The sequence below is a fragment of the Citrobacter sp. Cm046 genome (assembly GCF_030333065.1).
Lineage (GTDB): Bacteria > Pseudomonadota > Gammaproteobacteria > Enterobacterales > Enterobacteriaceae > Citrobacter > Citrobacter murliniae.
Window position 1 is genome coordinate 555,421 of sequence record NZ_JAOWGP010000044.1, and the last position, 24,787, is coordinate 580,207.

20 protein-coding genes are annotated in these 24,787 nt (G+C 50.4%); 11 read left to right on the plus strand and 9 right to left on the minus strand.

Annotation, left to right across the window (positions count from 1 at the left end; translation table 11 throughout):
* Positions 1–522: 522 nt before the first annotated feature.
* From OGX98_RS20400 to OGX98_RS20420, 6 genes are all read left to right on the plus strand, one after another.
* On the plus strand, positions 523–687 hold the full coding sequence (locus tag OGX98_RS20400) for a YnfU family zinc-binding protein (RefSeq protein WP_223306990.1): 165 nt from the start codon (positions 523–525) through the stop codon (positions 685–687).
* 153 nt (positions 688–840) lie between these two features.
* Positions 841–9,429, plus strand: coding sequence for a glycoside hydrolase family 94 protein (locus tag OGX98_RS20405; RefSeq protein ID WP_286595872.1), 8,589 nt, complete (start codon positions 841–843; stop codon positions 9,427–9,429).
* Between the two features lie 223 nt (positions 9,430–9,652).
* Complete coding sequence (locus OGX98_RS24010) at positions 9,653–9,829, plus strand: YnfU family zinc-binding protein (protein ID WP_223306989.1); 177 nt, start codon at positions 9,653–9,655, stop codon at positions 9,827–9,829.
* A 36-nt stretch (positions 9,830–9,865) separates the two neighbouring features.
* Positions 9,866–10,138, plus strand: coding sequence for a hypothetical protein (locus OGX98_RS20410; RefSeq protein ID WP_045442764.1), 273 nt, complete (start codon positions 9,866–9,868; stop codon positions 10,136–10,138).
* Positions 10,139–10,283: 145 nt separating this feature from the next.
* The gene (gene tam, locus OGX98_RS20415; RefSeq protein ID WP_048221472.1) at positions 10,284–11,042 is read left to right on the plus strand and encodes a trans-aconitate 2-methyltransferase; all 759 of its coding nucleotides are present in this window, start codon (positions 10,284–10,286) and stop codon (positions 11,040–11,042) included.
* A gap of 162 nt (positions 11,043–11,204) precedes the next feature.
* Positions 11,205–11,582, plus strand: coding sequence for a GFA family protein (locus tag OGX98_RS20420; protein WP_045442757.1), 378 nt, complete (start codon positions 11,205–11,207; stop codon positions 11,580–11,582).
* Between the two features lie 8 nt (positions 11,583–11,590).
* Here OGX98_RS20420 and OGX98_RS20425 read toward each other — a convergent pair whose 3' ends face one another.
* The 7 genes from OGX98_RS20425 to sad form a co-directional block, all read right to left on the minus strand.
* The gene (locus tag OGX98_RS20425; RefSeq protein WP_045442753.1) at positions 11,591–12,505 is read right to left on the minus strand and encodes a bestrophin family protein; all 915 of its coding nucleotides are present in this window, start codon (positions 12,503–12,505) and stop codon (positions 11,591–11,593) included.
* Between the two features lie 214 nt (positions 12,506–12,719).
* A complete protein-coding gene (locus OGX98_RS20430; RefSeq protein ID WP_225760906.1) occupies positions 12,720–14,171 on the minus strand; it encodes a tagaturonate reductase in 1,452 nt (483 codons plus the stop codon).
* Positions 14,172–14,277: 106 nt separating this feature from the next.
* A complete protein-coding gene (locus tag OGX98_RS20435) occupies positions 14,278–14,805 on the minus strand; it encodes a GNAT family N-acetyltransferase (RefSeq protein WP_286595873.1) in 528 nt (175 codons plus the stop codon).
* 80 nt (positions 14,806–14,885) lie between these two features.
* Positions 14,886–15,245: a DUF4186 domain-containing protein gene (locus OGX98_RS20440; RefSeq protein WP_048221475.1), complete on the minus strand. Its 360-nt coding sequence runs from the start codon at positions 15,243–15,245 to the stop codon at positions 14,886–14,888.
* A complete protein-coding gene (gene glsB, locus OGX98_RS20445; RefSeq protein ID WP_045442746.1) occupies positions 15,245–16,171 on the minus strand; it encodes a glutaminase B in 927 nt (308 codons plus the stop codon). The genes OGX98_RS20440 and glsB overlap by 1 nt, the downstream gene beginning before the upstream one ends.
* A 62-nt stretch (positions 16,172–16,233) precedes the next feature.
* Positions 16,234–17,811, minus strand: coding sequence for a methyl-accepting chemotaxis protein (locus OGX98_RS20450; RefSeq protein ID WP_286595874.1), 1,578 nt, complete (start codon positions 17,809–17,811; stop codon positions 16,234–16,236).
* Positions 17,812–17,913: 102 nt separating this feature from the next.
* Positions 17,914–19,302 (minus strand): succinate-semialdehyde dehydrogenase, encoded by a 1,389-nt coding sequence (gene sad / locus OGX98_RS20455; protein WP_286595875.1) that lies wholly within the window; start codon positions 19,300–19,302, stop codon positions 17,914–17,916.
* 105 nt (positions 19,303–19,407) lie between these two features.
* Between sad and ptrR the strand changes: the two genes are divergently transcribed.
* Together ptrR and OGX98_RS20465 are read left to right on the plus strand one after the other, a co-directional pair.
* A complete protein-coding gene (ptrR, locus tag OGX98_RS20460; protein WP_286595876.1) occupies positions 19,408–20,283 on the plus strand; it encodes a putrescine utilization regulator PtrR in 876 nt (291 codons plus the stop codon).
* Between the two features lie 292 nt (positions 20,284–20,575).
* On the plus strand, positions 20,576–21,769 hold the full coding sequence (locus OGX98_RS20465) for a sugar transporter (protein ID WP_045442742.1): 1,194 nt from the start codon (positions 20,576–20,578) through the stop codon (positions 21,767–21,769).
* A gap of 37 nt (positions 21,770–21,806) precedes the next feature.
* Here the strand turns inward: OGX98_RS20465 and OGX98_RS20470 are convergent, their stop codons facing one another.
* Entirely contained in the window at positions 21,807–22,472 is a 666-nt protein-coding gene (locus OGX98_RS20470; protein ID WP_045442735.1) for a MarC family NAAT transporter, read from the minus strand.
* A gap of 257 nt (positions 22,473–22,729) precedes the next feature.
* Between OGX98_RS20470 and marR the strand changes: the two genes are divergently transcribed.
* Genes marR through marB form a run of 3 tightly spaced genes read left to right on the plus strand, consistent with a single transcriptional unit; the run spans position 22,730 to position 23,816 of the window.
* Positions 22,730–23,164 carry a multiple antibiotic resistance transcriptional regulator MarR gene (gene marR, locus OGX98_RS20475; RefSeq protein ID WP_045442733.1) on the plus strand — a complete coding sequence of 145 codons (435 nt, stop codon included), beginning with the start codon at positions 22,730–22,732 and terminating at the stop codon, positions 23,162–23,164.
* Between the two features lie 18 nt (positions 23,165–23,182).
* On the plus strand, positions 23,183–23,566 hold the full coding sequence (gene marA, locus OGX98_RS20480; RefSeq protein WP_138140554.1) for an MDR efflux pump AcrAB transcriptional activator MarA: 384 nt from the start codon (positions 23,183–23,185) through the stop codon (positions 23,564–23,566).
* Positions 23,567–23,597: 31 nt separating this feature from the next.
* Positions 23,598–23,816, plus strand: a complete 219-nt coding sequence (gene marB, locus OGX98_RS20485; RefSeq protein ID WP_045442728.1) for a multiple antibiotic resistance protein MarB — start codon at positions 23,598–23,600, stop codon at positions 23,814–23,816.
* A 31-nt stretch (positions 23,817–23,847) separates the two neighbouring features.
* Here the strand turns inward: marB and eamA are convergent, their stop codons facing one another.
* Positions 23,848–24,747 carry an O-acetylserine/cysteine exporter gene (eamA, locus tag OGX98_RS20490; RefSeq protein ID WP_048221479.1) on the minus strand — a complete coding sequence of 300 codons (900 nt, stop codon included), beginning with the start codon at positions 24,745–24,747 and terminating at the stop codon, positions 23,848–23,850.
* Between the last annotated feature and the right edge of the window lie 40 nt (positions 24,748–24,787).

Genomic DNA, 24,787 nt, shown 5'->3' on the forward strand with positions numbered 1-24,787 from the left:
AGCCTTTGTTATATATGAGATTCCTCTCTCATGACAGTTGCATATTTTTGCGTTAATTTCATTGTGAACTTACTCAAAGATTTTCAAAAAAAGTCAGTTTTAACCAAGACCTATGGTATTTATTGACAAATATTTTTGAATGATTTTTATTCAGAATAGCAATCTCCATCAAATCACACCAGCAGACAAAAAAACCAACAGCACAATGAAACAAAATTAAGAATTTTCACCCCCAAAAATGTCAATAGTCCTTTATGAGGGTGTAGGCCATTAACAAGGTGTTTTTTTGCTGATGCGCCACGAATAGCTTTTGTAACTGGATTGCATTGATCTGGAATTGATATGAACCCGCATCTACTGTGTTTCTAACCGCAACGCTATGCTCACAACGTATGGACGTTTTTATGGATGAAAAACTGGTGGTATTGTCGAACCATGATGACGTGCATATGGGGAAATAAACAGATTAAATTTTAATCGGATGTGGTAGAGTGACACACATTCATTGAGAGGTTAATCATCATGTCCTTTATCGATTACGCAATGAAGTTCTTCAGTGGTGCATCGACAACCACTATCACCTGCCCTGTTTGCGGCTTAAAATCATCTCAGCCTGTCTCCAAAATCCGTCTAAAACAGGCAATGCTTTGTCCTGGATGTAAAGCTCTGTTTGTCCCCAAACGCTAGTTCCAGATACCGGGTAACACAAACCCGATGTTCTATACTTAGACATACACCAGCAGCTGTTAAATCCCTGATGCCTTACGCCCATCCTGAGAGAACGTTTCTGAACTGATTTCGCAACTGCTCTTGCGCGCTATGTCGCATCAGAGCAACGCTATGAAAATGAACCCCAGGGCGTGGTTTAGCCGCTCCCGAATCCTGACGAATACCTCCGGACATGTTTCGTTTCCGGCTAATGATCCTACCGCTGACAATAATAATAACCTGCGTTCAGAGCTGTTTTCGACGCCTCAGATGGAACGATACGGTCAAAAGCTTGCGCGCACACATAAATTATCACCGGACAAACTGCCTTACTATTTGCTCAAACGTCTTGGTGATAATGAAGCCGTGATCACGCAAAACTGCTATGAGCTTAATGCAGGGAAAAAAAACAGCATTATGCCCGCCGGAGAGTGGTTACTGGACAACTACTATCTGATTGAGGAACAAATCCGTATCGTTCGCCAGCACTTGCCGAAAAGCTTCGGCAAAGGCCTTCCTTCTCTGACATCCCCCCATAATTGCCCGCGCATATACGATGTAGCGTCAGAGGCGATTGCGCATGGCGACGGACGCTGGGATACCGCCAGCATGACCAGCTATATCTCAGCCTACCAACAGGTGACACCGCTAACATTAGGGGAAGTCTGGGCTTTACCGGGTATGTTGCGACTGGCCCTGATCGAAAACCTGCGTCGCGTCAGTATGGAAGTCGTTAAGGCGCAGCAAGAACGTAGCCTGGCAGATAGCTGGATAACACGGATTTTTGAGTGTGCGGAGAACGCCCCTGCAGATTTAATCCTGGTGATTGCCGATATGGCGCGCTCACGCCCACCGTTGAGTAGTGCATTTGTCGCAGAACTGGTCCGTCGTCTGCAGGGACATGGTAATGCACTGGCGTTACCTTTGACCTGGGTTGAGCAGCGCCTGGCTGAACAGGGTGTCACTACCGATGAGCTAATTCATAGCTTCAATCAACAGCTTGCTGCCAGTCAGCTTTCTGTCAGTAACAGCATCGCCGGTTTACGATTACTGAGCGAAACTAACTGGGCAGATTTTGTCGAGACGATAAGCGTGGTTGAACAGACCTTACGTCTTGACCCTGCTGCCATTTATTCCAGAATGCACTTTGATACACGGGATCATTACCGCCATGTTATTGAAATTCTGGCGCGAGACAGTCACTTCAGTGAGTTGGAAGTGGCCAACCGTGTGCTCTTGCTTTCTCAGGAAGCGGAGCCCGAAACGCCCGGTCATCATATTGGCTATTATCTGGCAGGTGAAGGACGCCAGAAACTGGAAATTCAACTGTCGGCTGACACACCTGGACTCATACGCCTGCGGCACAGTTTCAATAAAATCCCCCTGCTGTCCTGGCTGGGTAGCCTGAGCCTGCTGACCACGGCAACAACAGCCGCTATATTGCACGATACGGCGCTGCAGGGAATGGGATGGTTGCTAATCGCTATGGCATTGCCGTTAATTGTGGCTGTCAGCCAGTTAGTGAGCGATCTGCTGAGCGAGGCGACGACACGTTTTCGAATCCCTCGCCCGCTGCCACGGATGGATTTTTCAACCGGGATCCCCGATGATTGCGCCACAATGGTGGTTATTCCCTGTATGCTGACCCGCCATGAAAGTATCAGCAAACTGCTCACCAGTCTTGAAGTGTGCTGGCTCGGCAATCAGGATAAAAACCTCTGCTTTGCCCTTCTTACCGATTTTGCAGACTCCACACTTGAAAATACTGAAGGTAACAGCGACCTGTTAAACCTGGCAATCGCAGAGACGCAGGAGCTAAACCAGCGCTATCCTGCCAGCCGTCCGCGCTTTTATTTGCTGCACCGAAAACCTGAATGGAATCCCACTCAAGGTATGTGGATGGGTTATGAACGTAAGCGCGGCAAACTGGCATCACTGAACACCTGGTTACGCCATCCCACAACACAATTTTCCAGCGTGGCAGACATGCCCGCCCATTTGTTACCACGGCACATTAAATATGTCATCACCCTGGACAGCGATACCGTTCTGCCACGCGATACTGCACATAAGCTGATCGCGACGATGGCGCACCCGCTGAATCGACCAGAGTATGATCCGCAGCGTCAAAGAGTCGTTAAGGGATACGGAATTTTACAACCCGGACTGGCGGAAGAGATGCCACGAAATGGCCAGGGACGCTATGCCGCCATGCGCAGCAGCGTTCCGGGTAATAACCCCTATTCAATGATGTCTTCAGATATCTATCAGGATCTCTTTGGAGAAGGATCGTTCGTCGGCAAGGGCATTTATGATGTCGATACCTTTGTCCAGGCCACAACCAACACCTGCCCGGAAAATCTGGTCCTCAGCCATGATTTACTGGAAGGATGCTATGCCCGTTCCGGACTACTGAGTGAGGTTTTGCTCTATGAGCAGTATCCGAACAACTATCTGTCGGACGTTGCACGCCGCACCCGCTGGATCCGTGGCGACTGGCAACTGCTGAACTGGCTAAAACTTCGCGTCAGAAAGGCGGATGGAAGCCGGGGAAAAAACCCGTTATCCGCACTATCATACTGGAAACTATTCGATAATTTGCGTCGCAGCCTGGTAGCCCCCTCTATGCTGGCACTGCTGTTTTCCTCCGTGCTTTTGGTACCCAATCCGTTTTACTGGCTTGGCGTGCTGGCACTGGTATGGCTGCTGCCTGCAATGTTGAGCATCACTTACGATCTGTTGCATAAACCTCTTCGCCGTCCGTTAAGACAACATCTCTTGCTGGTCGCGGCCGGAGCACTAAAGCGCCTTTCCAGCATCGGGTTGAACTTTTTGTTATCACCGCATGAAGCCGGATATTCGCTGTACGCGATTGGCGTGACGCTCTGGCGCCTCGGTATCAGTCACCAAAATCTCAACCAGTGGACCAGCCACAGCCCGGATAATCAGCAATCCCATATCTCAGTTTTTCGTTTTTATCGGGCGATGTGGATGAATGTGGCAAGCGGTGTGACCTTTGCAGCTCTGACGGCACATTTTGCTCCACTGCTTCTGACCGTTGCGCTACCCGTCAGCGTAGCGTGGTGTCTGACTCCCCTGCTGTTAAGCTGGTTAAGCCGACAGCCTGTACGTAAAACATTCTCACCGAATCAGGAACAAAAACAGTTGTTACGCCAGACGAGCCGCGAAATATGGGCCTTCTTTGAAACGTTTGCTACAGAGCAGGAGAACTGGCTTCCACCTGATAATTACCAGGAAATACCGCAACCTACAATCGCGCATCGCACTTCTCCCACTAACATTGGCCTTTCTCTGCTGGCCAACCTGACGGCCTGGGATTTTGGTTATCTGCCTGGTGGCGAAGTCTTGCAACGTGTGACGCTCACTCTCGATACGCTGGATAAAATGGAGCACTTCCGCGGTCATTTGTACAACTGGTATGACACCCGAACGCTGGCGCCTCTTAGCCCACGTTATATCTCCAGCGTTGACAGCGGCAATATGGCAGGCCATTTACTGACTCTGCGCGAAGGTCTGACCGCTATGCGTCATCAGCCGGTTTTAAACTGCGAGCAGATACTGGCCGGGTTGAACGACACAATGGCTATTCTGGAGAAGCACTGGGGACAGAATACGCCAACCGGTATGCGACTGCTGCGCAAACATTGCCTCAGCGCGATGTCATTACCTCCGGTACAGTTGTTCAGTGAACTTAAAAAAATGCGCGCCCAGTGTAATCATCTGACAGCTCAGTGCCAGCAAGAGAGTCATCTTGTGGTGCGCTGGGCAGAGCATCTGGAGCATCAACTGGTTCAGGTATGTCATGAATGGTCACATTTGCTCGGCTGGTTACCGCCATCGTATGACACCACTACGCTGCCGACACTGAGCTGGATTGCCCGTGCGAAGCATACCGGGGAAGGCACGCCTCCTGCTTCGGCTATCACCCTGGCACGCATGAGACTGGACATTATCACTGAACTGGAGCAACGACTGAACGACCATGCGCAAATGGATTTCACCTTCCTTTATAGTGAAACAACCAATCTGCTCAGCGTCGGCTACAACGGCGATACCAATACGCTGGATAAAAGTCACTATGACCTCCTGCCCTCTGAAATCCGTCTGACCAGTTTTCTCGCCATTGCGACTAACCAACTGCCGCTCAAAAGCTGGTACGCCCTGGGACGACTGTTTACTACCATCGACAATGAAACCGCATTGATGTCATGGAGCGGCTCGATGTTTGAATATCTTATGCCGAATCTGGTTATGCCTGCCTGGCCCGGCTGTCTGCTTGATGAGATGAGCCAGTCTGCGGTTAAGCGCCAGATAGACTGGGGTAAAGAGCGCGGTGTGCCATGGGGCGTGTCAGAGTCGGGTTATCATGCTTTTGATGTTCAGCATAATTATCAGTATCAGGCGTTTGGCGTACCTGGCCTGGGTCTGAGACGCGGGCTGGCTGACGATATGGTCGTTGCCCCCTATGCCACATTACTGGCTCTGATGATTGCGCCACAGAAAGCCTGTGAGAATCTGCTCGAACTGGACAAAAACGGTGCGCGCGGCGAATACGGTTTCTATGAAGCGCTGGACTATACGCCATCACGCCTCGCCACCGGACAACTGTATGCCATCGTGCAGTCCTGGATGGCGCACCATCAGGGAATGGCATTCCAGGCACTGGCCCACGTGTTGCTTAATGCTCCAATGGCAGACCGGTTCATGTCGAGTACCGCTTTCCAGTCAGCAAGCCTGCTGTTACAGGAGCGCGTACCGGATGCAGTCGATCTCTATAGCCCGCGCCGTCATTTTGAATCTCATGAAGGAAGAGTTAAACCGGTTCGCTATGAACCGCGTGTTTTCACCGACGTGGACAGTCCGGTACCCGAGGTCCAGCTGTTGTCTAACAGCCATTACCATCTGATGTTAACCGCTGGCGGCGGTGGGTACAGTCGCTGGAACGATATTGCCCTCACCCGCTGGCGCAGCGATAGCACCCGGGATAACTGGGGGGCATTTTGCTATATCCGCGATCCGCAGACCGAAGAAGTATGGAGCAATACCTGGCAACCAACTGTCAGTAATGGTGATAGCCGTGATGAAGTTATTTTTACCGATGCCGGCGCAGAATTCAGACGCAATTTCGGCACAGTGAGCGTCAGAACACAGGTTGTGGTCTCTCCGGAGGATGATATTGAGCTTCGCCGACTGACGCTGGTACATCGTGGTCGCCAGCCAAGAACCTTCGAACTAACCACCTATGCCGAAGTGGTACTGGCACCTGATGCAAGCGATCTGGCGCATCCTGCATTCAGTAATTTATTTATCCAGACCGAGCTTGATAATGACCGTGACGCCATCCTTTGTCACAGGCGTCCGCGCTCGCCGGACGAACAGAGTCCCTGCCTGTTTCACATGATGGTCGTGCGTGGTGATAACCATAAAGGCGCTTCGTTTGAAACCGACAGAGCGAAATTTCTTGGGCGCGGCAGAAATCCGGCCAATGCGTTTGCCACTGGCTTAAATGGACCACTCAGTAATACCTCAGGGTCAGTGCTGGATCCCATTCTGGCAATACGCCATACAATTACGTTACAACCTGGACAACCAGTGACGGTTGATATCGTCTATGGCATCAGCGCAAGTCGTCAGCAAAGCCTGGCCCTGCTGGAAAAATATCGCGATCGCCCCATCGCTGATCGCGTCTTCGAAGTCGCCTGGTCTCACAGCCTGGTGGTATTACGCCAGATGAACGCCAGTGAAGATGATGCTTCGCTATTTAATCGCCTCGCCAGTGCGGTGCTTTACCCCTGCCAGGAATTACGCGCCGACAGCCAGGTAATCAGCCGTAACCGTCGGGGTCAGTCTGGCCTGTGGGGTTGGGCGATTTCCGGCGACCTGCCGATTGTCCTGCTCAGTATCGTCAGCGAAGAGAGTATCGACACGGTGACCACGCTTATTCAGGCGCATCGCTACTGGCGGCTGAAAGGTCTGGAAGTGGATCTGGTTATTATGAATAACAGCCCAGGAGGCTACCAACAGACCCTGCAAAATAAGATCATGGATTTAATTTATGCCGGGTCAGAAGCAAATCTGGTAGATAAATCCGGCGGGATTTTTGTGCGTAATGGTGAGCATCTGAGCGCCGAGGATAAACAGCTTCTAATGAGTGTGGCCTGTTTGTACCTTGATGACCGCGCGGGTGGAATTAATGAACAGCTCAACCAGCGGATCCATACAACCAAAATTCTGGCCAGGCCACTGATTCCCCACACTACGGTTCGGAACAATCAACACAGTGACTGGACACCGGATACCAGTCAGTTACGCCACTTCAACGGTTACGGCGGGTTTTCTCAGGACGGTCGTGAGTATCAGATTGTACTCAGGGAAAATGCGCCCCCTCCAGCCCCCTGGTCCAACGTACTGGCAAACGCCCGTTTTGGTAGCGTAATCTCGGAAGCCGGACAAGCCTACAGCTGGTATGAGAATGCGCATGAATACCGGTTAACACCGTGGGAAAACGATCAGGTCAGCGACCGCAGCGGTGAAGCATTTTATCTGCGCGATGAAGAAAGCGGTGCCTGCTGGTCACCGACCACGTTACCGCTACGCGGTCAGGGTGATTATTTGACCCGTCACGGCTTCGGCTACAGCGTATTTTCTCATCGTGAAAGTGGTATAGACAGTGAGTTGACGATACTTGTCGCTGAACTGGAGCCCGTCAAACTGGCGATCCTGACGCTCAGCAACAATTCGGGGCGCACGCGTAAACTGTCCGTTACCGGCTATGTGGAATGGGCTTTGGGGGAATCGCGAACCCGATCGGCCCTGCATATTGTGACGCATTCTGCGAATATCCCGGATGGCTGCGGCGTGATGGCCAATAATTTTTACGGTGCCAACGGTAATGAACGTACCGCCTTTTTCGCCGTCAGCGGCCCTCATTGTTCACTGACAGGCGATCGCCGTGAGTTTATTGGCCGCAATGGTTCCCTGCATTACCCGGCAGCCATAAAATTACGCAGGCTCTCAGGAAAAACAGGTGCCGGGCTGGATCCATGTGGCGCGGTACAGTCTGCGACCACATTAATTGATGGTGACCAGCGAACCTTTATTTTTGTTCTTGGCGCAGAGGAAACCCAGGCTCAGGCCCAGGTGACAATCGCCCGTTATTTGGATGAAGAAGTCGCCCGCCAGGAGTTGAACAAGGTACACAGTTACTGGCACAGCGTGCTGGACAAAATCGAGGTTCACACACCTGATACCACCGTTAACTTGCTGGTAAATGGCTGGCTGCTATACCAGACAATCGCCTGTCGTCTGATGGCGCGTAGTGGTTATTATCAGTCCGGCGGCGCATTTGGTTTTCGCGACCAGTTGCAGGATACGCTGGCTCTGAGCCATGCTGAACCAGAACGTCTGCGCGAACAAATTGTGCTTTGTGCCTCAAGGCAGTTTGCTGAGGGAGATGTGCAACACTGGTGGCATCCACCTCACGGCAATGGCGTGCGTACACATTGTTCGGATGACTATCTCTGGCTCCCGCTCGCTGTTTGCCACTATGTAGAAGCGACGGGAGATATGAATGTGCTGGAACTGGCAATCCCGTATCTGGAAGGCCGCCCGATCCCTCCCCGGGAAGAGTCTGTCTACGATACCCCTGTCATCAGTGACACAAAAGAAACGCTGTGGTTACACTGCGTAAAAGCCATTCAGCATGGGCTACAGTTTGGGCCGCATGGCCTGCCGCTCATCGGGGCCGGGGACTGGAATGACGGGATGAACCGGGTCGGCATTGAAGGCAAAGGTGAAAGCGTCTGGCTTGGATTCTTCCTGTACGATATTTTGCAGCGCTTCGCAGGAGTGGCGGAACAACGTCAGGATACCACTGTCGCGTCGATGTGCCGTACGCAGGCCCTGCTCCTGCAAAAAAATCTCGAGTCCTCAGCCTGGGATGGCGAATGGTACCGGCGAGGATATTTTGACGATGGGACTCCGCTGGGATCGAAAGCCTCTCAGGATTGCCGGATTGATGCGATTGCGCAAAGCTGGTCCGTATTGTCCGGGGCAGCCAGCCCGGACCATAGTGCGCGGGCCATGCTGGCACTGGATAAGCACCTGGTCGATAACGATGCCGGGTTGATTAAACTGTTAACCCCCCCTTTCGATGGTCACGGGCCTAATCCGGGTTACATTCAGGGTTATCTGCCAGGCGTGCGAGAAAACGGTGGACAGTATACACATGGTGCCATCTGGGCAGTGATGGCATTTGCCCGAATGGGCAATACATCGCGTGCGTGGCAGTTGTGGTCAATGATAAATCCAATAAACCACACGTTGAGTGCAAACGGAGTAGAAATCTATAAAGCCGAACCGTATGTCATGAGTGCGGATGTTTACAGCATCGCGCCCCATACCGGGCGTGCGGGATGGAGTTGGTATACCGGTTCTGCAGGTTGGGCATACCGCCTGCTAACAGAGGAACTGCTGGGGATAAAACGTTCCGGTACGGTTTTGACCATTCATTCTCAATTGCCGGATGGTTGGCCATCTTTAAGCATGACCTACCAGCATGGCAACAGTGAGTATTACATCACCGTTTCGCGCGGTGATGGCGAATACCAGGTCATACTGGATGGCGTTCTTCTACCTGATGACAGAATCTCGCTGTGGGATGATGGACAATCTCATACTGTTGATATCCTTCAAAACTGAAGCTCGTTAAATATGCGCATTAACGTCTGCCGTTAATGCGCTGACTATCTCTGAGAACATCAAACGCGGTCTGCATCGCGATTTATCCTCTCTTCTTTTTTTGCTTGCATTGCATTGCATTGCCAGAAGAAACTCAAGCACTGGATTAAATATACACAACATAAATCAAATATTATTAAACAAAGGCGTATAATTAATAATACATTCTACAGAGCATTAATTTATGTCTTACACAGATGGACTCAGACAATTCAAAGAAAGACCCGTACACGTAACCTGTCCGGTATGTGCCCACATAGCAGATCAAAAAGCCGGGAAAATGCGCAAGGATGCTGTTCTGGAGTGCCCTGCCTGCGGGCTGCTATTTCGCCCGTCAGAATGCTGGTGCATTGGTGGTTAACAGGCATTCCAATCTTGAAAGTTAAAGGTAAAGCTTATGAAAACCAGAAAAGCTGTTTTTATTGAAGGTGATATCATTGCCAACCGACTGTTAGGAGAAGCCAGCCAACCCTTTTGTATCCACAGAGTTATGTTTAATAATGGGAAATATGCAATCGTGCGGGCAGCATCCGGCATATGTTTCAAAACTGGGGACATTATTCAACGAAATGAGAATGAATGGTTTTATAACCATACCAAAATTCGTCTTCTCTCCTTTGAATATCTTGAAGAAGACGAATCTGGACGGCAATTGCTTGAATATTATTAATATATCCATTAGCACAAGAATAATTGATGCTCTACGAGAAATTTGCGGTTAATACACGTAATGATCGGCCATTATGTCGTAATCTTAAAGAGCAGCAGCCTGCTCTGGATTCAGACCGACTCCATCCCATACAGGAGAATCAAACATGGCCGACTGGAACCCCTCGCTCTATCTGCAATACGCCAGCGAACGTACAAGACCTGCGGCAGAATTACTGAGCAGAGTGGCGTTAGAAAATGCACGTACAGTCGTCGATCTGGGCTGTGGTCCGGGAAACAGCACGACGTTGCTGCATCAGCGCTGGCCATCGGCCAGAATCATCGGGGTGGATTCATCACCTAACATGCTTAATGAAGCGCGTAAAGCGCTGCCAGACTGCCACTTTGTTGAAGCCAATATCAGCAAGTTTCGGCCGGAACAGTCATTTGATCTGCTTTACGCGAATGCTTCCCTGCAGTGGGTTCCTGACCACTATGAATTGTTCCCACAACTGGTATCCCTGTTGAACTACAACGGAGTACTTGCCGTGCAAATGCCAGATAACTGGCAGGAACCGACACATGTCCTGATGCGTGAAGTGGCCTATGAGCAGGGTTATCCCGATCGGGGACGCACGCCGCTCCCCGGTGTGCATGCCTATTATGACATTTTGACTGAAGCGGGATGCGACGTGGATATCTGGCGCACAACCTATTACCACATTATGGAGTCACATCAGTCGATTATTGATTGGGTCAGCTCGACGGGGCTACGCCCATGGTTGCAGGAGCTGAGTGAAAGTGAACAGCGTAATTATCTGGCGCGCTACCATGAACTTCTACAGGAACAGTATCCACTTCAGGAAAACGGTAATATCCTGCTGGCATTTCCACGCCTGTTTATTGTTGCCCGACGCGATTTTTAACCTCATTGAATTCGATATTGGCCTCTTTATTACAGAGGCTAATACAGAGAAGGCTAGATCTCATTATTGATTATGCGCGCCTTCGCCTTTTTAAGATCAGAATCTAGTGGTAAAGCCTTTCATCTGCTAGTGTCTGAAAACGTTTAACTGGCGAGAGTTGTCATGTCAAAAATCTACACTGGCGGTTGTCTGTGCGGTTCAATTCGTTTTACTGCCACCAACCCCAATAATTCACATACCTGCTCCTGTGACATTTGCCGCAAGCATACGGGTGCGCCCACAGTAGTATGGATTGAGTTTAATGCCGGGAATGTGGAATGGACAGGCAAATCCGGTAAGCCAACGACGTGGCGTTCTTCGGATACGTCCAGCAGAGCTTTTTGTCAGCAGTGTGGAAGTTCAGTGGGCGCCATCGATGACGCCCCCGTCATTGCATTATTAGTCGGAGGTTTTGACGATCCGAATGATGCGGATCTTGCTCCGGAGTTCCACTCTTTTACAGACATGCAACCGACATGGTGGCAAAAAGAGGTTAACTGAAATCTCTTTTACGTCAGCTGATAATGCTTATCCGGCATGCGCTTAGCTGGAACAATCGCTTCATCGTTCATCTGCAGCAAATCTATTTCTATCGCATTACAAATAGCATCGAGCGGCAAATCATTATTCTCCGTGCCAAACGGATCTTCGAGTTCTTCAGCCAGCGTGTCGAGAGAGATAAAGGTATAGGAAATAAGCACTGAGATAAACGGCGTCATATAGTGCAGATCCACCACCAATGCGAATGGCAGCATGATACAAAACAGATAAACAGTACGATGCAGGATCAACGTGTAGGCAAACGGCACGGGGGTATTCGCAATTCGTTCGCACCCCGCCAGTACCGCTGACATATCATTTAACCTATTGTTTAAACTATGGAATAATATATCAGAGAGCTGACCGCTGCGCCTGCGAACAGCTAACCATTCCCCCATCAGCAACAGGATGCGGTTTGCCGGGGACTGCGAAGCAAACACGGTCTGCAAATCTGTCGCACTGAGGTATTTCACCAGCGGTTCCGACTGTGGCTGCCGGCGCAAAGTCATACGCAAACAGTGCGCAAACGCAATTTGCAAGTTAACGAATTGCCGCAATTCGCCGTCGTCCGGTAAGGTAGTTTTCACTTCGCGCAACAGCGATCGGGAAGCAATCATCAACTGTCCCCACAAATGCCGGGCTTCAACGTAACGTGAATAGCAGGCGTTGTTGCGAAAACCTAAAAAGATAGCAATTGCGACGCCCAGGATGCTAAATGGCGCCAGCGTAAATTTGATACCCAGCATCGTATACCACGGCAGCATGATAATAACGGCGATGGAGAGCAGGAAATTCAGGAGCAGACGTGAAAAAATCTTGGATAAAACTGAACCGTGCCAGACAAAAATCAGGCGTAGCCAGTGTTGTTGAGGTCGAACGATCATGGTTATCTTCGAAAAATGTGAAAGCCGCGCCATTAAACGTGATCGTGATCAATGTTGCAAGCACATCCCGACAGTTAATTCCGCACTTCTACCACTGCAAGAAACAGTCAGCACAAGCGTTACAGACTGTATGATTTAAGAGAAACATCCGTATGTTGTAACTAATCAGGCAGTACGAAAAACCCGGCCAGGGCCGGGTTATTGGATCAGCAAATTAGCAAAGCGGTTTTACGGCTTCACGCATGCCTTTCACCAGAATCGTATCCAGATCGGCAGAAACCTGTTCCACCAGCCCGGGAACCTGCGTCAGGTCCTGTTCCCAGTGATCTTTTACAGCCAGAACGGATTTTACCAGCTCTGCGGTGCTGATCTGTCGGTCATGATGCTGAGCCCACAGCTGCTGAAAACGCTCAATCCAATGTGCATCATCCTGAACCGGGTAAGACTCACCGTTACGCTCCCCACGATAAAAAGCAATCAACGCCGCCAGAGCGAACGTCAGGCGCGCCGGCAGTTTGCCGCTGGCCTGCTGCCCTGCCAGCAACTGCGGTAGAATACGGGTGCGGAATTTGGTCATACCGTTCAGCGCAATAGACAGCAACTGATGCTTGATGTACGGATTACAGAAACGCCCCGTTACTGCACTGGCGAACGAAGCCAATTCATCACGTGGCAAATCCAGTACCGGAATAATCTCTTCATAGATAGCTTTTTCGACGAAAGCGCAAACCTCGGCATCATTCATCGCTTCACCCACTGTATCCAGCCCAGCCTGGAAGGCCACCGGAACCAGAGCGGTGTGCGCACCGTTCAGAATTGCGACCTTACGCTCTTTATACGGCTTGATGTCATCCACAATCAGCACATTTAGCGGATATTTATCCAGACGCAGTTCAGACGCTAATGTCTTCGGCCCCTGAATAACAAACAGGTAAAAGTGTTCAGCAGTATCAAGGAAGGCATCGTGATAACCCAGCTCCGCTTCAAGCTTCGCGACTTCATCACGCGGATAACCGGTCACAATACGGTCCACCAGCGTGGAACAAAATGCGTTTGCCTGATCCAGCCATTGCACAAACGTTTCTGGCAATTCCCATTCCTGAGCGTAACGCAGCACCAATTCACGCAGCGCATCGCCATTGTAATCAATCAGCTCACAAGGAATGATGATCCAGCCTTTATCCAGCGCCCCATCGAAATGGGTGTAGCGCTCGAAAAGCAGACGGGTCAGTTTTGCCGGGTAGCTCACCGCCGGTGCATCGTCGAATTTGTCACCCGCATGGTAACTAATACCGGCTTCAGTTGTGTTGGAGAAAACAAAGCGCATATCAGGATTATGCGCCAGCTTCAGGAACTCATCGTATTCGCTATAGACGCTGATCTCACGGTTAACTGAGCGAATTAAACGCGCCTCGCTAACGGCCTCTCCTTTTTCATTCAGACCGCGAATGATTGTGGTATAGAGACCATCCTGTGTGCTCAGTGAAGGCGGAAATGTACTTTCGATAGGACGAACAATGACCACACCGGAATTCAGATCGGTATGCTCATTCAGCAGATCAACTTGCCAGTCAACAAAGGCGCGCAGGAAGTTTCCTTCACCAAACTGAATAATACGTTCAGGATAGTGAGCACCGGGAAAATCGCGACGATTTAGTGTTTGCACAATGGGTTCCCTTTTTGATTAGTCATACAACCTGATTGAATTGGTCCAATAGGTTAGCAAACTTTAATACATTGAAACCCTGTTTTGATCAATCCCCGGCGACAAATTAGAGAGTTTTATAGAAAAGTGTGGTCCCGGTCAGCGCCCCATCAGGCATTTGTGCATAGTCAGGTATGACCCCTACTTTTTGCCAACCGCAATTGTGGTAGAACAACTCAGCGCCACTGCCCGTAGCTGTATCGAGTACCAGCAGCGATTTATGTTGTTGACGTGCGCAGTCCTCAAGCGCATTCATCAATTCCCTGGCAACACCGCTACGTCGCGCTGACGGATGTACCAGTAATTTGGCGACATCGGCACGGTGAGGTTGGTTTTCAGGTTGATCGATAACGAGTTGAACTGTACCAACCAGCGTTCCCTGCGAATTTTCGCTAACAAGAACGATTCTTTCTCCACGGGTAACGCTTTGCGCAACGCTCGCCCAGAAAGGCAGCGATTTATCACGATTAAAGGGGTAAACAAAACTCACGGATGCGCCGTCATTCACGCACAGCTCAAGGATATCGCCAAGCTCATTGATTCTCTTCAGAATCTGATCCGCGCTCAGCACAAAACAGGGTTTACAGGTAACCATTTATGCTCCTTAGATAGACTCCTTCATACTGCGTTTAACATCTGCACAACACAAGGAGTCGTATCATAGGATTATGTTATCTATGGCTGGTTCATCTGGATCACTAACCAGTGATAAATTACCGTGACAACGTAACGTTGCTGCTCTGCGCTCAGCGGTTGTCCCTGGGGAATATCATGCCATTTTGCCAGACACCCGCGACAGCAAGTTGCCGTGGCATGTTGGGCGATAAACACCGGGTGTCCACGCATCGGTGTTTGCTTGCCATCATTAACGGGATATGCCGGTGCCAGTCGTTTAGCAATAAAGTCTGCAGCATGTTGTTCAATAACCGGCGCACCTTTATCTCTGCAGTACTGCCTTTCTTTCTCACCAAGGCGAAACCGTGAACGAAATGTCGACTTCGCCAGTCGGGAAAAAAGAGGATCAAGCGAAATCATCAGTAAACTGAACGCCCCAGTTGTTGGGTTAACTGTTCCAGTACAGCGATCCCTGCCAGTGAATTTCCTGCGGGATCCAGTTCCGGACTCCAGACTGCAATCGCCATCTCATGTGGCACAATCGCTACAATTCCACCGCCGACGCCGGATTTCGCCGGAAGTCCTACCCGCCACGCAAATTCACCTGCGTTCTGATACATACCACTGGTCGCCATCAGTGCATTAATCTGCCGAGCCTGCAGTGGCGTGACCACCGGCTCATTAAGATGAAAGGCATGACCCTGATTGGCCAAAAACACGAAGGTACGCGCCAGCTCCACGCAGCTCATCTTAAGCGCGCAGTAGTGGAAGTAATTTTGCAGAACAGTAGTGACATCATGGTGAAAATTACCAAAGGATTTCATGAGCCAGGCAATCGCTGCATTGCGGGCCGAATGCTCAAACTCCGAGCGGGCGACCGTCGCATCATAGGCAATATCCGAAACGCCACTAAGCGCCCGAACGACTTCAAGCATGCGCTGGCGCGGTGCGCTTAGACGGCCTTGCAGCATATCGCAGACCACCAGTGCTCCGGCGTTGATGAAGGGATTGCGTGGTATCCCCTGTTCCATTTCAAGCTGAACCAGAGAATTAAACGGATGTCCTGAGGGATCCTTGCCTACACGCTGCCAGATCTCCTCTTCCTGATAATGACGCATCGCCACGACAAGGCTGAGCACCTTCGAAATTGACTGAATTGAAAAACGCTCCTGCGCATCGCCCGCCTGATAGTGCTGACCATCAACGGTACAAATGGCAATGCCCAGTTTTGAACCATCGACGGAAGCTAATGCGGGGATGTAATCAGCGACTTTACCCTGACCAATCAGCGGGCGAACCTGCTGCACAATGGTCTCTAAAATTGAATTGTCCATGGCCCTGGCCACAACATGCTCCTTGCTCGCAGGTCTGAAAGGCCTGCGAGTATAACAGAGCTGAATACACAGCGTCAGACCGGAAGACGGAATCTGGCAACGGCCTGCATTAACTGATGGGATTCATTATGCAGTTGCAGGGACGATTCCGATGCAGCATTCACCAGTTCACTGGTTTGCATGGCAGCACGGTTAAGCGACTGCAACTGGTTGGTCAACTGATGAATACTGCTCCCCTGATTGAGGGTCGCACCTGAAATATCATTCAGTAAATCCCCCAGGTTTTCCACTAATGAGATAACCTGGTGTAAATTCTCATCCAGCACGTTAACCGCATTGAACCCCTCTTCAATCCCCAGTAAGGAATGATGAATCAACGCCTGAATATTCTGAGTAGACTGGCTACTTTTTTGCGCCAAAAATCCAACCTCTTTTGCAACTACCGCAAACCCACGCCCTTGCTCCCCGGCGTGCGCCGCTTCAATGGCCGCATTTAACGCCAGAATTTTCGTCTGAAAAGCGATAGTGTCGATAAGCGTTATAATTCCACGCATTTCTGATGACCGGGCCACAATAGCCTGCATTGACTGGTTTACCGTTGCCATCATGCGATCGCCACCAGCAGCGATATCCCGAGCCTGCACAGCACGCTGATTAGCCTGTTGGGCAAAACCACTATTATCTTCCACATGCGTTTCCAGAAACGAAATATGCGAAGTGACGGAATTCAGTTCCTCACTTTGTTTTGCCGACTGCTGATACAACTGCTTATTACTTTGCGCAAGTTGGCTGATATTCCCCACCATTGATGTTGTGGCATCATTAACTTGCTGCACCAACACACGCAATCCCTGCTGCATTGCATCAATTCGTGAGCTTAGCTGTGAAACCTCACGATTAAACTGGCTCACAACTGGCGTCGGCCGGGAAAGATCGCCCGCCGCCAGAATATCAATATGATCTATTAGCTGCCGTAAAGGAGTGATAACCCAGCGGGACATTCCCCACCAGACCTGAATCGCAATGACTACCAGCACGACAGGGATAAATAAAAAAAGATGCTGCAACCCTTCGAGACTGGTCAGAAGTTGCTGCCGCCCGGCTTCAACTCGCCGTCCGCCATCTTTCTGAAAGCGTGCATAGTTTTCGTTAAAATCCGTCTGAAACGCCTGAGCAGGAACGGCAAAAAACGCATCAATAGAATTGGTTTGCATCAGTCCATCCGCCTGTTCCTGAATTCCGCTATAAAAGCGCTGATAACTCGTCATCAGTTCAGGATCCTGATGAGGGTTCAGGCTGATCCAGGAATCCCAGGCATTTTTTGACTGCGTCAGTGCGCGATACGCCTCCTCCATTAGCGGGCGCCAACTCCCCTCCGAACCGGTAGCGGCGTCCTGCATAAAATAGACCCCGGCGCGGTTAAGCAAATCGCTGGCGGACAATAGCGCAACCCTCGCCTCATCGACCTTCGCCTGCTGCAAAAGCGCTAATTGATTACGTTGCTCATTATGTTGAGCATCAGTGACAGAATCGGAAAGCATTAACGAAGTCGCCACCTGCAAAACAGAGAACAGCGTAATAATGCAGAAAATACCGGTTAACAGACCAAACTGACGGGAAACAAGGCGACGAAAAATTTGAATTAAGTTCATAATACTCTTCTGTATCAAAGCGTTAAACGCGAGTGTACGCAGAGTAAATGACAGAAACATGGCAGAAATAAGACAGGTGCCCCCTTAGAGGCACCAGGAAGATCAGATACGGTTTTTCCAGACGGTCTGCACATTACAAAACTCATGCAGACCAAAATGCGAAAGCTCGCGACCAAAGCCACTTTTCTTCACGCCACCAAAAGCGACGCGTGCATCACTCGCACTAAAGCCATTGATAAACACACCGCCACACTCCAGACGTGAGGCCATTTCCTGAGCCAGCGCCTCATCAGCGGTGAAAAGTGTTGCCGACAAACCAAAATCACTGTCATTGGCGAGTGCTAACGCATGCTCAGCATTTTTCGCCACGGTGATCGCCGCGACCGGACCAAACAACTCCTGACGGAAAGCCGTCATTTCAGGGGTCACATCGCCCAGTACCGTCACAGCATAATAGTTACCCTTGCCGGCAATTTTTTCCCCACCCAGTAGCAATCGAGCCCCTTGCGCCAGCGAGGCTTCTACCTGCTGATGCAGTTCATCACGCAGATCAAAACGAGCCATCGGTCCGAGTTCATTCTCTTCATTCAACGGAGAACCCATCTTTAACGCACTGGCAGCCGCCACAAAACGTTCAGTAAATTCTGCCGCAATCCCTTCTTCAACGATAAAGCGCTTTGCCGCAGCACAAACCTGTCCGGTATTCTGATAACGCCCTGCTACAGCGGCCTTAACAGCCAGATCCAGATCGGCATCATTGAGGACAATAAACGGATCGGAACCGCCAAGCTCCAGCACGCATTTCTTGAGCGCCGCTCCGGCCTGAGCGCCTATCGCCGCGCCAGCACGCACACTGCCGGTCACCGTTACCGCCGCAATACGTGGGTCATTGATCATTTGGCTGACCCCGGCATTATCAGCATTAACCCAGTTATAGACGCCAGCAGGTATTGCGGCATCAGCAAACACCTGCGCGATTATCTCCGCACATCCGGTCACGTTAGGCGCATGCTTTAACAAATAGCCATTCCCGGCCAGCAAAACTGGCACTGCACCACGCATGACCTGCCAGAGTGGGAAGTTCCACGGCATTACCGCCAGAATTGTGCCCAAAGGGCGATACTCAATCACCGCCTGCTGATTCTCAACCAGCGTTGGTTCCGGGTTAAGCATCGCCGGACCATGTTCTGCATACCAGTCGCATAAGGCGGCGGACTTCGCAACTTCAGCACGAGCCTGTCTGAGTGGCTTGCCCATTTCACGCGAAATGCACTGAGCCATTTCTTCTGCACGCAGGCGAAGTGCCTGTCCGACATTACGTAGCATCTGCGCCCGATACGCAACGGTCGTAAGTTTCCATTCATTGAATCCACGTGCTGCAAGGTCTAGTGCATGTGCAATCTCATCAGCACTGGCCCACGGCATCGCCGTTAATATTTCGCCATTGGAGGGATCGACGGAAATAGCATGTGTTGCTGCTGTGATGGTCATAGGTCTTACTCTCTTTATCGCAGGATATGGTTATATCATGAGCGTATTTACTCTTTATGAAAAATGAATAATATTAACCACACCATTCACGAATAGAGAAAAACAATGGATCTGACGCAACTGGAAATGTTCAATGCTGTTGCAGAGACCGGCAGCATTACGCAGGCGGCCGCAAAGGTACACCGTGTGCCATCCAATCTCACTACGCGTATTCGCCAGCTTGAAGCCGATCTGGGCGTCGATCTGTTTATTCGTGAAAACCAGCGTCTCAGGCTTTCCCCCTCCGGGCATAACTTTCTACGCTACAGCCAGCGGATCCTGGCACTGGTGCAAGAAGCGAGAATGGTTGTCGCCGGGGATGAACCGCAAGGACTGTTCTCTCTCGGATCGCTTGAAAGTACAGCGGCGGTCCGCATCCCTGCAACACTGGCGGAATATAATCAACGCTACCTCAAAATCCAGTTTGCGCTGGCAACAGGCCCCTCAGGCACCATGCTGGACGGTGTACTGGAAGGTACGCTGAATGCCGCATTTGTTGACGGTCCGATTACTCACCCAGGGCTTGAAGGAATGCCGGTATACCGTGAGGAGATGATGATTGTCACCCCCCACGGACACGCCCCGATCCATCGGGCCAGCGACGTCAATGGTTGCAGTATTTACGCCTTTCGCGCTAATTGCTCATACCGCCGCCATTTTGAAAGCTGGTTTCATGCCGATCGCGCAATGCCTGGCACAATCCATGAAATGGAGTCGTATCATGGCATGCTCGCCTGCGTCATCGCCGGAGCCGGAATTGCGCTAATACCGCGTTCAATGCTGGAAAGCATGCCGGGGCATCATCAGGTTAATGCCTGGCCGCTTAGTGAAAACTGGCGTTGGCTGAATACCTGGCTGGTCTGGCGTCGTGGGGGCATGACGCGGCAACTGGAGGCGTTCATTGAAGTACTGACCCCTCAACTCTCACAAAACTCAGATTAACCGACGTCAGTCAAATGGCGATGACAAGGAAGCGATTCTCACTCCACTTATCGTGTGAATCCGCCATAACTGTCGTCAGACTGGTCATATGTGCAACACCGAATAAGTGACAACGTCACTTATTATGGCTTTATGATTAGACCTCATCTCTTCTTCTGTTCGTATTACAACGTGACCAGCCTGTAACATACGGGCAAAAAACGAGATCTGAATCACGAAATGTTTGTATTTTAGCCAGTAAACGTTTTAAGATCATGGCCTCACCTTTTCGCAACTAACCCGACAAATTTATATGACAACAAACACTGTTTCCCGCAAGGTCGCGTGGCTACGGGTAGTTACGCTTGCAATTGCCGCTTTTATTTTTAATACCACTGAGTTCGTCCCCGTTGGTTTGCTGTCAGACATCGCGCAAAGTTTTGGTATGCAGACCGCTCAGGTCGGGATCATGTTGACAATCTATGCCTGGGTTGTCGCACTGATGTCGCTGCCTTTTATGCTGCTCACCAGCCAGGTCGAACGACGCAAACTTCTTATTTGCCTTTTCATTCTGTTCATCGCCAGTCATGTGCTCTCTTTTCTGGCGTGGAATTTTACTGTGCTGGTTATTAGCCGTATTGGTATTGCTTTTGCGCACGCCATTTTCTGGTCAATTACCGCATCGCTGGCCATCCGGCTGGCACCTGCCGGTAAACGTGCGCAGGCTTTGAGCCTGATTGCCACCGGGACCGCACTGGCGATGGTGTTAGGTCTGCCGATCGGGCGTATCGTCGGTCAGTATTTTGGCTGGCGCACCACCTTCTTCGCTATCGGTATGGGCGCACTTGTTACCCTGGTCTGTCTGGTTAAACTGCTACCAAAACTGCCCAGCGAACATTCCGGTTCTTTAAAAAGTCTTCCACTGTTGTTCCGTCGTCCGGCACTGATGAGCCTCTATCTGTTGACGGTTATTGTAGTCACCGCGCACTACACTGCTTACAGCTATATAGAGCCTTTCGTTCAGACCGTCGCCGGACTAAGCGCAAACTTCGCTACCGTGCTACTGCTGATTCTGGGCGGGGCTGGCATTATCGGCAGCATTATCTTTGGCAAACTGGGGAATCAATACTCCTCCGCGCTGATAGGTAGTGCCATCGCATTGTTGACGGTGTGCCTGGTACTGTTGCTTCCTGCAGCCGACAGCGAAATGCACCTTGCCATACTGAGTATTTTCTGGGGTATTGCCATTATGGTGATAGGTCTGGGGATGCAGGTGAAAGTGCTGGCGCTGGCACCGGATGCCACCGATGTTGCCATGGCGCTGTTCTCCGGTATTTTTAATATTGGTATTGGCGCAGGAGCGCTGGTGGGAAATCAGGTGAGCCTGCACTGGTCAATGTCTACGATTGGCTACGTAGGTGCCCTGCCTGCCGTTATTGCACTGATATGGGCGGTGATTATATTTCGCAAATGGCCAGTTACGCTGGAAGAACAGCCTCAGCAGTAGTGAAAACCAGGCCCGACAGGAATATCGGGCCTGTTGTTTAATGGTAGGTTTGAATAATTTCCAACACACCGTTAATAATAAACTGCACACCCATACACACCAGCAAAAAGCCCATTAGACGGGAAATGGCCTCAATACCACCTTTCCCAACGAGGCGCATGATGCCGCCAGAACTGCGCAGACACCCCCAGAGAATAATCCCGACAACCGCGAATATAATCGGCGGTGCAATCATGATCACCCAGTCAGGAAATTCAGAACCGTGACGCACGGCAGAGGCCGAACTGATGATCATTGCAATTGTACCCGGCCCGGCAGTGCTTGGCATCGCCAGCGGGACAAATGCAATGTTGGCAGTTGGTTCATCCTCCAGTTCTTCTGACTTACTTCTCGCTTCCGGGGAGTCATGCGCCTTCTGTTGCGGAAACAGCATTCTGAAGCCGATAAACGCAACGATTAACCCACCCGCAATACGTAATCCGGGAATCGAAATCCCGAAGGTATTCATTACCACCTGCCCTGCATAGTACGCCACCATCATGATGGCAAACACGTAGACAGACGCCATTAAAGACTGACGATTACGCTCCGCGCTGTTCATGTTGCCGGCAAGGCCAAGGAACAACGCCACGGTGGTTAACGGGTTTGCCAACGGTAACAGGACCACCAGCCCCAGTCCTATTGCTTTAAACAAGTCCATCATAAGATCATCTTTCCTGTGCGTTATTCGTCAACGGCAAGTATAAGGTGAAACACCAGGGATAAGCCATTTAAGCGATGTAAGGATTCATTTTGCGTCTTTACGCATAAGCCATAATTATCAGAATGTTAAAAATAAGCACACCGCAAGCGACACCCACGACTTTAGCAAAACGTGGCATTCGCTGATCCATTCATTTGACTTATATTTGCCTGAGCAATAATATCAGCCGTGACTAACTACTTGCCAGGGCAACCATTGTGAAAAACACCAGTGATCTGTTCAACGAAATCATCCCACTGGGTCGTTTGATCTACATGGTTAATCAGAAAAAAGATCGTTTGTTAAACGACTATCTGTCACCGCTGGATATCACTGCATCGCAGTTTAAGGTGCTCTGCTCCATCCGATGCGCGGTGTGCATTACCCCTGTCGAATTGAAAAAAGTGCTGTCTGTCGACCTTGGCGCCTTAACGCGGATGCTCGACAGGCTGGCCTGTAAGGGCTGGATCGAAAGGCTTCCAAATCCACATGACAAGCGAGGCGTGCTGGTGAAACTCACCGAGCATGGCGCGGCAATTTGCGAGCAGTGTCATCAATTAGTAGGGCAAGACCTGCACCAGGAACTAACAAAAAACTTAACGGCGGACGAAGTAACAACGCTTGAGCATTTGCTTAAGAAAATCCTGCCGTAAACAGAAAGAGGTATGACGATGTCCAGACGCAATACTGACACAATCACTATTCATAGCATTTTGGACTGGATCGAAAATAACCTTGAATCGCCGCTCTCGCTGGAAAAAGTGTCTGAGCGTTCGGGTTACTCCAAATGGCACCTGCAACGGATGTTTAAAAAAGAGACTGGCCATTCATTAGGCCAATACATCCGTAGCCGTAAAATGACTGAAATAGCGCAAAAATTAAAAGAAAGTAACGAACCGATCCTTTACCTGGCGGAGCGTTACGGCTTTGAGTCCCAACAAACGCTGACCCGGACATTTAAAAACTATTTTGATGTCCCGCCGCATAAATACCGTATGACCAATATGCACGGCGAATCCCGGTATTTGCATCCACTTAATCAATGTAATTGCTAATCGCCTGTAAAACGACGTAACCGAGGAAATCATGAAACTTCTGTCATCTGCAATGCTGGCCCTGCTGCTTGTTGTTTCGGGCCAGAGCATGGCGGAACAAACTGCGCAGCCTACGCTACAAAATAATCGTGACGCGATGATTATGCCCCCTGCGCAGGAACAGTCCCCATTCGATTTCAACCATATGGGGGCCGGAAGCGATAAGTCCGACGAATTGGGCGTGCCTTACTACAATATGCGCAGCCTGTAATTCGTTTTGCCCTGCCACCGCGGGGCTTTTTTTAGCCCCTCATCTGCACAATCTTGCGCAAACGAAAGCCGAACACGTTGATATACAGCCCCGCCATAATCAACAACGCGCCAATAAGCTGCAACCCGCTTAGCGTTTCATCAAGCAGCACAGCCGCGCTCGCCAGACCAACCACCGGAACCAGCAACGACAGCGGTGCGACACGCCAGGTCTCATAACGTCCCAGTAGCGATCCCCAAATCCCATAACCCACAATAGTCGCCACAAAGGCCAGATAGACCAGCGAGAGAATTGTCGTCATATCAATCGTGACGAGGCTGTGGACGATTTGATCAGCCCCATCAAGGATCAACGATGCCAGAAAGAACGGGATAACGGGAATCAACGCACTCCACACTACCAGCGACATCACGGCCGGACGCGAAGTATGCTGCATGATCTTCTTATTGAAAATATTACCGCAGGCCCAACTCAGCGCCGCCGCCAGCGTCAGCATAAAACCAAGCATTGCCACATGTTGTCCATTCAGGCTGGCTTCTATCAAAACCAGAACACCAAATACTGCCAGCGCGATCCCAACCAGTTGTTTACCCTGTAAACGCTCACCAAAGGCGAATGCCCCGAGCACAATAGTAAAAAAAGCCTGAGCCTGTAATACCAGCGACGCCAGTCCCGCGGGCATGCCAAATTTAATAGCGCTAAAGAGAAACGCAAACTGCCCAAAGCTGATGGTCAGGCCATAACCGAACAGCAATGAAAGTGGGATTTTGGGGCGCGCCACAAAGAAAATAGCCGGAAACGCCACCAGCAAGAAACGCAGCCCAGCCAACATCAACGGCGGCATATTGTGCAGACCAACCTTGATGACGACAAAATTCAGTCCCCACACGACGACGACCAGTAACGCCAACAACCCGTCTTTACGCGACATTCTACCGCCCCTGGAATTATTAAATTTTTGTAAACAAGTT